Below are 11,407 nucleotides of genomic sequence, written 5' to 3' on the forward strand. Positions count from 1 at the left end.
GTGCCGGCCCACCCGCACCGCGCCCCTTCAGCCCGCCGCCTGGCCCAGGTACACTGACCGGACAGGCATCGACCCGGCCATCACCGGCGAGCCTCCGGAAGAACAGGCCTCGCGGCCTCGTCTCGTGCCCGAGCCCTGCTCGGTCCCGAGGTCAGAGAGCGAGACCCCAGTAGAACCGGACGGGGACGGCCCGTCACAGCCAGCACGGTGGTCGCCCCTCACGGGGCGCCGGCAGAGCGGTCGTCCCTCGCGGACGGCAAGCGGGGTGGTACCGCGGCAGGCGCGCAGGCGCACGTCGTCCTCGCACGGCACGTGAACACCCGGACCACCCAGGAGCCCCGCCATGTCGAGCCACCCGGACACCAACGCCACTGAAGACGCAGCCGCCACCGCGCCTAGTCCGTCGTCCTACCCGCAGCACCGCCCCGAGCAGTCGGGGGTGCCGGCCTCCCCGAACCTCCCCGCGCTCGAGGAGCAGGTGCTCGCGTACTGGAAGCAGGACGGCACCTTCCAGGCCTCGATCGACGCCCGGCCCGCAGGCGCCGACGGTGACAACGAGTTCGTCTTCTACGACGGCCCGCCCTTCGCCAACGGTCTGCCGCACTACGGCCACCTGCTCACCGGCTACGCCAAGGACGTCGTCCCGCGCTACCGCACCATGCGCGGCGAGCGTGTCGAGCGTCGCTTCGGCTGGGACACCCACGGCCTGCCGGCCGAGCTCGAGGCGGAGCGGATCCTCGGGATCACCGACAAGAGCCAGATCGAGGCCATGGGCATCGACGTCTTCAACGAGGCGTGCCGCACCTCGGTCATGAAGTACTCGGAGGAGTGGAAGCAGTACGTCACCCGCCAGGCGCGCTGGGTCGACTTCGAGCACGACTACAAGACCCTCGACGTCACCTTCATGGAGTCCGTCATCTGGGCCTTCAAGCAGCTGCACACCAAGGGCCTCGCCTACGAGGGCTACCGCGTGCTGCCGTACTGCTGGCGCGACGAGACCCCGCTGTCCAACCACGAGCTCCGCATGGACGACGACGTCTACCAGTCGCGTCAGGACCCGGCCCTCACGGTCGCCCTGCGCCTGCTCGACGCCGACGGTGCGCCGACAGCCCAGCGCCTGGTCATCTGGACGACCACGCCGTGGACCCTGCCGTCCAACCTCGCCGTCGCCGTCGGTCCCGACGTCGACTACGTCGTCGTGCGCCCGGGCGAGGGCTCGGTCCTCGCGGGCGACGAGGTCGTCCTCGGTGCCGCCCGCCTGGGCGCCTACGCCAAGGAGCTCGACCTCGGCGACGACCACTCGGCCCACGTCCTGCGGACCGTCAAGGGCTCCGAGCTCGCCGGCACGCGCTACGTCCCGGCCTTCGACTACTTCGCCGACGACGCGGAGAACCCGCACGCGCACCAGATCCTCGCGGCGGACTTCGTCACGGTCGACGACGGTACGGGCCTCGTCCACCTCGCCCCCGCCTTCGGCGAGGACGACATGGCGGTCTGCCTCGACGCGGGCATCCAGACCGTCGTCCCGGTCGACGGGCGCGGCCGCTTCACCACGCAGGTCCCCGAGTACGCGGGCCAGCAGGTCTTCGACGCGAACCCCCACGTCATCAAAGACCTCAAGGACGGCACCGGGCCGCTCGCCCGGACCGACGCCGCCAGCCGCGCCGTCGTGCTGCGCCACGAGACGTACCAGCACTCCTACCCGCACTGCTGGCGCTGCAGGAACCCGCTGATCTACAAGGCCGTCTCGAGCTGGTTCGTGCGCGTCACGGAGTTCCGCGACCGCATGGTCGAGCTCAACCAGGACATCACCTGGACGCCTGAGCACATCAAGGACGGGCAGTTCGGCAAGTGGCTCGCGAACGCCCGCGACTGGTCCATCTCCCGCAACCGCTACTGGGGCACGCCCATCCCCGTGTGGGTCTCGGACGACCCCGCGTACCCGCGCACCGACGTCTACGGCTCGCTCGCCGAGCTCGAGGCGGACTTCGGCGTGCCCGTCACCGACCTGCACCGCCCGTACATCGACGAGCTCACCCGGCCCAACCCTGACGACCCCACGGGCGCCTCGACCATGCGACGCATCCCCGACGTCCTCGACGTGTGGTTCGACTCCGGCTCGATGCCCTTCGCCCAGGTGCACTATCCCTTCGAGAACACCGAGTGGTTCGAGCACCACTACCCGGGCGACTTCATCGTCGAGTACATCGGGCAGACCCGCGGCTGGTTCTACACGCTCCACGTGCTCGCAACCGCACTCTTCGACCGCCCGGCCTTCCGCAACGCCGTCTCGCACGGCATCGTGCTGGGCTCCGACGGCCGCAAGATGAGCAAGTCGCTGCGCAACTACCCTGACGTCTCCGAGGTCCTCGACCGCGACGGCTCCGACGCCATGCGCTGGTTCCTCATGAGCTCGCCGATCCTGCGCGGCGGCAACCTGGTCGTCACGGAGGAGGGCATCCGCGACTCGGTCCGTCAGGTGCTGCTGCCGGTGTGGAGCACGTACTACTTCTTCACGCTGTACGCGGGCGCCGCGAACGGCGGTGAGGGCCTCACGGCGCGCCGCGTCGAGCCCGAGGAGGTCTCGGGTCTGGTCGACATGGACCGGTACCTGCTCGCGCTGACCGGCAACCTCGTGACCGACGTCCAGGCCCAGCTCGACGCCTTCGACGTCTCGGGTGCCTGCGAGTCCGTGCGCCAGTACCTCGACGTGCTCACCAACTGGTACGTCCGCACGCAGCGCGACAGGTTCTGGGGAGAGGACGCCGACGCGTTCAACACCCTGTGGACCGCCCTCGAGACGCTGTCCCGTGTCATGGCGCCGCTCGCCCCGCTGCTCACCGAAGAGGTGTGGCGCGGGCTCACGGGCGGTCGCTCGGTGCACCTCACCGACTGGCCGACCCTGGTCGACCCGTCAGGTGCGCGCACCGAGCACGGTCAGGTGCTCGCGGTCGACGACGCGCTCGTCGCGTCGATGGACCGCGTCCGCTCGGTCGTCTCGCTCAGCCTCGGCCTGCGCAAGGCGAACCAGCTGCGCGTGCGCCAGCCGCTCGCCACGCTCACCGTCGTCGTCGACGACCCGTCGGCGCTCGCGCCCTACAGCGAGCTGCTCGCCGGGGAGCTCAACGTCAAGGCTGTCGACCTGCGCCCGCTCGACGAGGGGGCGGCCGAGAGCTTCGGCATCTCCCAGCGCCTGAACGTCAACGCCCGTGCGGCCGGCCCGCGCCTCGGCAAGGGTGTCCAGGCGGCCATCAAGGCTGCGAAGTCCGGCGCCTGGCGCCTCGACGGCGACGAGGTCGTGGTGACGACGCCTGACGGCGACGTCCCGCTCGTCGAGGGCGAGTACGAGCTCGTCACGGTCGTCGGCACCGACTCCGACGCCCCGTCGACGGTCGCCGCAGCGGTCTTGCCGAGCGGTGGTTTCGTGGTGCTCGACCTCGCGCTCGACGACGCGCTCCTCGCCGAGGGCTACGCCCGCGACGTGGTCCGCGACGTCCAGGACGCCCGCAAGGCCGCCGACCTCACCGTCGGCGACAGGATCGTGCTGACGCTCGAGGTCCCCGCGGACCGGCTCGACGCCGTCGCCGCGCACCGCGAGCTGATCGCCAAGGAGACCCTCGCGGTCGAGATCACCGTCGAGACGTCGCCCGACCAGGAGCGCCGCGTCACGGTCGCCCCGGCAGCAGGACACGCAGCACCCGCAGTGCCGTCGACAGGAGACACCCCCGCATGAGCACCCGCCAGAACGGCCGACGCCGCCCGACCGGACCCGAGGTCTCGGCCGAGGTCCAGGCCGAGCTCGACGCGGTCTACCACAGCATCATCTCGCGCGCCCCGGAGCACGACATCGACCCGACGCTCGACCGCGTCGCGCAGGTGTGCGAGCTCCTCGGCGACCCGCAGAAGGCGTTCCGGACCATCCACATCACCGGCACCAACGGCAAGACCTCGACGTCGCGCATGACCGAGAGGCTGGTCCGTGAGCACGGCCTGCGCACGGGGCGCTTCACCAGCCCGCACCTCACCTCGGTGACCGAGCGCATCGCGATCGACGGCGAGCCGCTGAGCGCGGAGCGCTTCATCGAGGTGTGGAAAGACGTCCAGCCCTACGTCGAGATGGTCGACACCTCGTCGCAGGCGGCGGGCGGCCCGAAGCTGTCGTTCTTCGAGGTGCTCACGGTGATGGCCTTCGCGGCCTTCGCGGACGCCCCTGTCGACGTCGCGATCATCGAGGTCGGTCTCGGCGGGCTGTGGGACTCGACCAACGTCGTCGACGCGGAGATCGCGATCATCGCGCCGGTCGCCCTCGACCACCAGCAGTGGCTCGGGGAGACCGTCGAGGAGATCGCCGCGCAGAAGGCCGGGATCGTCAAGGACGGTGCGACCCTCGTGCTCGCCCAGCAGGACCCTCTCGCCGAGGACGTCATCGTCGAGATCGCCTCGGCCCGCGGTGCGCACATCGTCCGCGAGGGGACCGACATCGAGGTGGCCGAGCGCTTCGCGGCCGTCGGCGGCCAGCTCATGAGCCTGCGCACCCCGGCGGGTCTCTACACCGAGATCTTCATGCCGGTCTACGGGGCGCACCAGGCGCACAACGCGCTGCTCGCGCTCACCGCGACCGAGGCTCTCGTCTCGGGCGGCGGGGCTCTCGACGGCGACGTCGTCGGCGCAGCCTTCCAGGGCGTCGACTCGCCCGGACGCCTCGAGGTCGTGCGGCGCAGCCCGACGATCCTCGTCGACGCCGCGCACAACGCGGCCGGAGCGCGCGCTCTCGTCGACGCCATCGAAGAGTCCTTCGACTTCACGCGGCTCGTCGGTGTCGTCGGGATCTTGGCCGACAAGGACGCCGAGACGATCCTCTCTCTCCTCGAGCCCGTGCTCGCCGAGGTCGTGGTCACCCAGTCGAGCTCGATGCGCTCGCACGACGTCGACGACCTCGAGGAGATCGCGGTCGACATCTTCGGTGAGGACCGTGTCAGGTCCGCAGGGCGCCTCGACGAGGCGATCGACGTGGCCGCGGGCCGCGCCGAGAGCGAAGACCTCATCGGGGTCGGGACGGGGACGGGCGTCCTCGTCACAGGGTCGGTGATCCTCGCGGCCGAGGCCCGGACGCTCCTCGGGCTCACCTGAGGCTGGCTGGCCCGGGTCCTGGTCTGGTCCAGGACCCACCCGACGAGCCGAGCACCTGCCCCGACCGGGGTGGGTGCTCGGCTCGTCTCAGGGTGAGCATCAGGTGAGGTTGCGTCCCGGACGGCGCGCTCGTGACCGGACGGTGCTTGAATGCTGTTGACAGGTCCACCACTTGCGCGACGAGGAGCAGTGCCGTGAAGAAGCTCATCAACGACCCGGAGAACGTCGTCGCAGAGTCTGTCGAAGGATTCGGGTGGGCCCACGACGACATCGTGGAGATCCGCACCGACCCCCTCTTCGTCCTCCGCAAGGGAGGTGCCGTCCAGGGGCAGGTCGGTCTCGTCTCGGGCGGCGGTGCCGGCCACGAGCCGCTGCACGCGGGCTTCGTCGGCGAGGGCATGCTGACGGCCGCGGTCCCCGGGGCCGTCTTCACCTCCCCGACGCCCGACCAGATCCAGCCTGCCCTCGCGGCCGCCGACGGCGGGCGCGGGGTCCTCGCGATCGTCAAGAACTACACGGGCGACGTCCTCAACTTCGAGACTGCCGTCGAGCTCGCCGAGGACGAGGGCACGAGCGTGCGCACTGTCGTCGTGACCGACGACGTCGCCGTCGAAGACTCGCTCTACACAGCCGGCCGCCGCGGCGTGGCGGGCACCCTCGCCGTCGAGAAGATCGCCGGGGCGAGTGCTGCTCGCGGTGACGACCTCGACACCGTGACGGCGATCGCCGAGCGTGTGTGCTCCCAGGTCCGCTCGATGGGTGTCGCCCTCGCCGCGCCGACGGTCCCGCACGTGGGGCGGCCCAGCTTCGACCTCGCGGACGACGAGGTCGAGATCGGCATCGGCATCCACGGGGAGCCCGGCCGTCACCGCATCCCCGCCGCGTCGGCCGACGAGATCGCGCAGATGCTGCTCGACCCCGTCGTCGACGACCTCGGCCTGGGGTCGGGGGAGTCCGTGTTGCTGTTCGTTAACGGAATGGGCGGTACGCCGCAGTCGGAGCTCTACGTGGTCTATCGTCAGGCTCGCCGGCTCCTCGAAGGACGAGGTGTCACGGTCGCGCGGTCTCTCGTCGGCAGCTATGTCACGTCGCTCGAGATGCAGGGCGCGTCGGTGACGGTGCTCCGGCTCGACGACGAGCTCACCCAGCTGTGGGACGCCCCTGTGCGGACCGCTGCGCTGCACTGGTGAGCACAGGCGACGGGTACGAGCGACCGGGCCGCACCCGGTGCGGCGTTGGGTGTCCAGGTCAGGGCAGAGCAGAGATCCAGCATGGTCAGCAGGACACGGTGCGCCCCGAGGGGTGCACCGGAGCAGTCGAGAGAGAGCTTGAGGGAAGCATGACGTTGGACGTGGCGTGGGCACAGCGATGGGCACGAGAGAGCGCAGCGGCCATCACGGCAGCGCGTGACGAGCTGGTCGAGCTGGACCGGCAGATCGGTGACGGCGACCACGGGGAGAACCTCAAGCGAGGCTTCCAGGCCGTCGTCGCAAAGCTCGACTCGATCGACGTGGCACCCGAGCTCGTCTCCGACGTGCTCAAGACCGTCGCGACGACCCTCATGTCGTCGGTCGGTGGGGCCTCCGGTCCGCTCTACGGCACGGCGTTCTTGCGGGCCGCGAAGGTCAGCGGTCTGGCGACCCTCGACGCGCACGCCGTCGTCGCGCTCCTCGAGGGCGCCCTCGAGGGCATCACGGCCCGTGGCAAGGCAGCGCCGGGCGAGAAGACGATGGTCGACGCCTGGGGTCCGGCGGTCGACGCGGCCGTCGCCGCCGCAGACGCCGGCGCGAGCCCCGTCGAGGTGCTCGAGGCCGCGGCCAGGGCGGCGTCGGCCGGCGCGACCCAGACGACAGACCTCGTGGCGACCAAGGGCAGGGCGTCGTACCTCGGCGAGCGGAGCATCGGGCACGAAGACCCCGGTGCGGCGTCGTCGGCGCTGATCCTGCAGGCTGCGGTCACGGCCGCTGGAGGCGCCGGCACGGACTCCAGCACCACGACCGGGGGCGTCGCATGAGCGCCCGGGTCGCACTGGTCCTCGTCTCGCACTCGCGCCAGCTCGCCGACGGCGTAGCCGAGCTCGCCGCGCAGATGGCACCGGGTGTCCGGATCTTCGCCGCCGGCGGCACGGACTCCGGCGAGCTCGGGACGAGCTACGACAGGGTCCTCGAGGCCGTCACGGCAGGACTGTCGGCAGCAGGGGGAGTGGTCGTGCTCGCCGACCTCGGCTCGGCGATACTCACCGTCGAGTCGGTCCTCGAGGTCCTCGACGAAGGCCCCGAGAAGGTCGTCCTCGCGGACGCGCCCTTCGTCGAGGGCGCCGTCGCCGCTGCTGTCACGGCGCACGGCTCCGGCACCGTCGCCGAGGTCCTCGACTCGGCCGAGCACGCGGGCGGCACCTTCGCGGTCCGAGAGCCCAAGGCGCCCCACTCGCCCGTCGACGACGCGGGCGACGTCGCCCAGCGGACCGTCGTGGTCCGCAACCCCCTCGGTCTGCACGCCCGACCCGCAGCGGTCCTGGCGCGGCTGATCGCGGGCCTCGACGCAGCCGTCACCATCAACGGTGCCAACGGAGCGAGCGTCCTGGAGATCATGAAGCTGGGCGCGACGGGCGGGCAGGGCCTCGTGCTCAGCGCGACAGGACCGGCTGCCGAGCAGGCGATCGACGTGGTCGCGACGGCCATCGAGGGTGGGTTCGGCGAGGTCTGACCACGTGACCGATGCCACCAGGCCGGCGTCTTTTTTGCATTGACTGCAAAAGTGCAGCCTGTGTAACGTGTTCGCGTGCTCACCTCTTCGACCGACCCCACGCCGGCCCCGGGCCTGCGCGAGCGCAAGAAGGCGGCGCGCCGCGAGGCGCTGGTCGCCGCCTCCCACGAGCTCGTCGGGCGTCTCGGGCTGGACGCCGTCACCGTCGAGATGATCTGCGAGCAGGTCGGGGTCTCGCCCCGGACCTTCTTCAACTATTTCGCCTCGAAGGTCGACGCCGTCCTCGGCATCCAGGAGACTCCGCTCTCCTCGGAGTCCGCCGAGGTCTTCGCCGCCGGCGGGCCCACCGGGAACCTCCTCGACGACTGCGCCGCCGTCGTCGGGGACATGCTCGACAGCTCTCCGGTCGACCTCGACAGGATGGCTCTCGTCATGGAGCTCTCCCAGCGCGAGCCAGCGCTCCTCGTCCGCCAGATCGCCTGGTTCGAGGAGCGCACGACCGAGCTCGCCGTCCTCGCAGCCCGCCGCACGGGTGCCACGCACCCCGGGGCGACCGAGAAGATGATCAGCTCGCTGCTGATCCTCCTCGTCAGGTCCACCCTCACCCGCTGGGAGCTCGACGGCAGCGTCGGCGAGCCCTCCAGCCACCTTCCCCACGTCACCGCCGAGCTCCGCACGCTGCTCGCCCCGTCAGACTCCTAGACGTCTCACCCCGCCCAGAAACCAGGTTCCTCATGGCCTCCGCACCACCCGCCCCCGCAGGGGACAAGCCGCTGGTCGTCCTCGACCAGCGCACAGTCTGGACCATCTTCGGCGCGCTGCTCGCCTCGATGTTCATGTCGTCCCTCGACCAGTCGATCCTCGGCACCGCGATGCCGACCATCGTCGGCGAGCTCAACGGCGTCGAGCACCAGGGCTGGCTCATGACCGCCTACATCCTCGCGATCGCGATCGTCATGCCGCTCTACGGCAAGTTCGGCGACCTCTGGGGTCGTCGCTGGCCCTTCATCATCGCGATCGGGCTCTTCACCGCCGCCTCGGCCGGTGCCGGCTTCGCCCAGAGCTTCGGCGAGCTCGTCGCCTGGCGCGGCATCCAGGGCCTCGGCGGTGGTGGGCTGATGATCCTGTCGCAGGCGATCATCGCCGACATCGTCCCCGCGCGCGAGCGTGGCAAGTACATGGGACCGATGGGCGCACTCTTCGGCATCTCCGCAGTCATCGGCCCGCTGCTCGGCGGTCTCTTCACCGACCACGCCAACTGGCGCTGGTGCTTCTGGATCAACATCCCGATCGGTCTCGCCGCGATGATCGTCGCGTGGCGCACGCTCAAGCTCCCGACGCACCGCTCGACCAAGAAGATCGACGTGCTCGGTATCCTCTTCATGGTGCTCGCGACCTCGAGCCTCGTGCTCGTCACCAGCTGGCAGAGCTGGAGCGGCCAGGACAGCTACGACTGGTCGCACGGCGGCCTGCTCGCCCTGTCCTTCACCTTCGCAGCCTCGACGGCGCTCTTCATCATCGTCGAGCACCGCGCCGAAGAGCCGCTCATCCCGCTGCACCTCTTCAAGAACCCGACCTTCACCATCGCCACGAGCGTCGGCCTGGTCATCGGCATGGGCATGTTCGCCGCGCTGAGCTTCCTCCCGACCTTCCTGCAGATGTCCGCAGGGGTCTCGGTCACCGGGTCCGGCTTCCTCATGCTGCCGATGATGGCCGGGCTCATGCTCACGGCGATCACCTCGGGAATCCTCATCACCAAGACCGGCCGGTACAAGAAGTACCCCGTCGCGGGCATGGCGATCGCCACGATCGGCCTGGTCATGCTCACCCAGATCTCGGGCAGCACGTCGATGGTCGTCTTCGGCCTCATGCTCTTCGTGCTCGGGGCCGGCCTCGGCCTGGTCATGCAGACGATCGTCCTCGCGGTCCAGAACGCGGTCGACCCGAAGGAGATCGGGACGGCCACGAGCTCGAACAACTTCTTCCGCGAGATCGGTGCCGCCGTCGGCGTCGCGGTCTTCTCGACCATCTTCACAGGACGCCTGGGCGACAACCTCGTCGAGGTCGCCGCGTCGGTCCCGCCCGAGCAGGCTGCTCAGCTCGACCCGACGGGTGTCACCCCTGCGGGTGTCGCCGTCCTGCCCGAGCCGCTCAAGCAGGGCGTCATCGACGCCTTCGCCGACTCGCTCGCCCCGGCCTTCTGGTACCTCGTGCCGCTGCTGGTCATCGGCTTCCTGCTCACGCTGTTCCTCAAGGAGGTCAAGCTGTCGAACGAGGCCGGCATGGTCGCCCGCGGCGAGGCCGTGGCAGCAGGCGGAGCCCCGGTCCCTGCAGTCGACCCCAGCACCGACGACGTGACCCCGGCGTCGGACGACGAGCGCGAGCCCGTGCTCCTCGACGCGGACGGCCACCCGGTCGACAGCTCCGCAGCCTCGGGTGAGCGCACCACCGACGACACGGCACAGGCCCGACCGTCGGTATCCTGACGACGTGAGCTCAACTCCGTCCTCCGCAGCCCCCGACCCCTCCGGCACCCCCGGAGGGGAGGGGGCTGCGCAGCAGCCCAGCGTCCCCAGGATCGTCCCGAAGAAGGCTGCCAAGCCGCAGTTCACCTCGACGATGCTCGTCCTCGAGGCCTTCGTCGTGCTCTTCGCGACACTGACGGCCTCGCGGCTCATCGACGTCCCGGCCAGCACCGTGTGGATCGTCGGCGGGGTCCTCGCCCTCGTCCTGGTGATCTTGTCGCGCACCGTCGCGGCACCGGGCGGCTACATCGCCGGGTCGCTCGTGCAGCTGCCCGTCCTCGCGATCAGCATCGTCATCCCGCTGATGATCCCGGTGGCGGTCGTCTTCATCGCCCTCTGGGTCGTCTCGCTCTGGCTCGGGGCGAAGATCGACCGCGAGCGCGCCGAGTACGACGCCGCGCACCCTGACGAGGCGCCGAACGTCTGAGAGGCATGCACTCGAGCGGCACAGACGGTGACCGGCGATCTGGTCGGACGGCAGAGCCCTGGGCAGGTCAGGCGTCGGCGGGCTGAGAGTCCTCGACCTAGCCTGTGCGACCTCCGACGATAGGGTGTGCGCATGACCACGAACGCACCTGCTGTCTCCCGCACGCTCGTCCTCGTCAAGCCCGACGGTGTCCGTCGCGGGCTGTCGGGGGAGATCCTGCGACGCATCGAGGCGAAGGGCTACACCTTCGCAGCCGTCCAGCTCGTCCACCCCACGCGTGAGCTGCTCGCCGAGCACTACGCCGAGCACGAGGGCAAGCCGTTCTTCGAGCCCCTCGTCGAGTTCATGCTCTCCGGCCCGGTGCTCGCCGTCGTGGCCGAGGGGCACGGTGTGATCCCCGGTTTCAGGTCGCTCGCCGGGGCCACGGACCCGACCGCTGCCGCGCCCGGCACGGTCCGCGGCGACCTCGGCCGCGACTGGGGTCTCAAGGTGACCCAGAACCTCGTGCACGGCTCGGACTCCGAGGAGTCGGCCGCACGCGAGATCGCGCTGTGGTTCCCGGCCCTCTGACCCGAGCCGCTCCCTGACGGGCCCGCCCACCATCGTGTGGGCGGGCCCG

At 70.4% G+C, this 11,407-nt stretch carries 9 protein-coding genes; all 9 read left to right on the forward strand.

Going from position 1 to position 11,407, the window contains the following annotated elements; translation table 11 throughout:
- Nucleotides 1-343 precede the first annotated feature (343 nt).
- The 9 genes from ileS to ndk all read left to right on the forward strand — a co-directional run bounded on the left by ileS (nucleotide 344) and on the right by ndk (nucleotide 11,358).
- Entirely contained in the window at nucleotides 344-3,733 is a 3,390-nt protein-coding gene (gene ileS, locus HZZ10_RS06475; RefSeq protein ID WP_218928503.1) for an isoleucine--tRNA ligase, read from the forward strand.
- Complete coding sequence (locus tag HZZ10_RS06480; protein WP_179912895.1) at nucleotides 3,730-5,130, forward strand: bifunctional folylpolyglutamate synthase/dihydrofolate synthase; 1,401 nt, start codon at nucleotides 3,730-3,732, stop codon at nucleotides 5,128-5,130. Before ileS ends, HZZ10_RS06480 begins: the two co-directional genes overlap by 4 nt.
- A gap of 194 nt (nucleotides 5,131-5,324) precedes the next feature.
- Nucleotides 5,325-6,320 (forward strand): dihydroxyacetone kinase subunit DhaK, encoded by a 996-nt coding sequence (gene dhaK, locus HZZ10_RS06485; RefSeq protein WP_056129907.1) that lies wholly within the window; start codon nucleotides 5,325-5,327, stop codon nucleotides 6,318-6,320.
- A gap of 149 nt (nucleotides 6,321-6,469) precedes the next feature.
- Nucleotides 6,470-7,144, forward strand: a complete 675-nt coding sequence (gene dhaL / locus HZZ10_RS06490) for a dihydroxyacetone kinase subunit DhaL (RefSeq protein WP_179912896.1) — start codon at nucleotides 6,470-6,472, stop codon at nucleotides 7,142-7,144.
- On the forward strand, nucleotides 7,141-7,836 hold the full coding sequence (gene dhaM / locus HZZ10_RS06495) for a dihydroxyacetone kinase phosphoryl donor subunit DhaM (protein WP_179912897.1): 696 nt from the start codon (nucleotides 7,141-7,143) through the stop codon (nucleotides 7,834-7,836). Before dhaL ends, dhaM begins: the two co-directional genes overlap by 4 nt.
- A 75-nt stretch (nucleotides 7,837-7,911) precedes the next feature.
- Complete coding sequence (locus tag HZZ10_RS06500) at nucleotides 7,912-8,538, forward strand: TetR/AcrR family transcriptional regulator (RefSeq protein ID WP_179912898.1); 627 nt, start codon at nucleotides 7,912-7,914, stop codon at nucleotides 8,536-8,538.
- A 32-nt stretch (nucleotides 8,539-8,570) separates the two neighbouring features.
- Nucleotides 8,571-10,322, forward strand: a complete 1,752-nt coding sequence (locus tag HZZ10_RS06505) for an MDR family MFS transporter (RefSeq protein WP_228087199.1) — start codon at nucleotides 8,571-8,573, stop codon at nucleotides 10,320-10,322.
- Nucleotides 10,323-10,326: 4 nt separating this feature from the next.
- Nucleotides 10,327-10,788, forward strand: coding sequence for a DUF4233 domain-containing protein (locus tag HZZ10_RS06510; protein ID WP_308507510.1), 462 nt, complete (start codon nucleotides 10,327-10,329; stop codon nucleotides 10,786-10,788).
- A gap of 132 nt (nucleotides 10,789-10,920) precedes the next feature.
- Nucleotides 10,921-11,358, forward strand: a complete 438-nt coding sequence (ndk, locus tag HZZ10_RS06515; protein WP_056129919.1) for a nucleoside-diphosphate kinase — start codon at nucleotides 10,921-10,923, stop codon at nucleotides 11,356-11,358.
- Nucleotides 11,359-11,407: the final 49 nt, after the last annotated feature.

It is taken from the genome of Sanguibacter inulinus, from assembly GCF_013415325.1.
Classification (GTDB): domain Bacteria; phylum Actinomycetota; class Actinomycetes; order Actinomycetales; family Cellulomonadaceae; genus Sanguibacter; species Sanguibacter inulinus.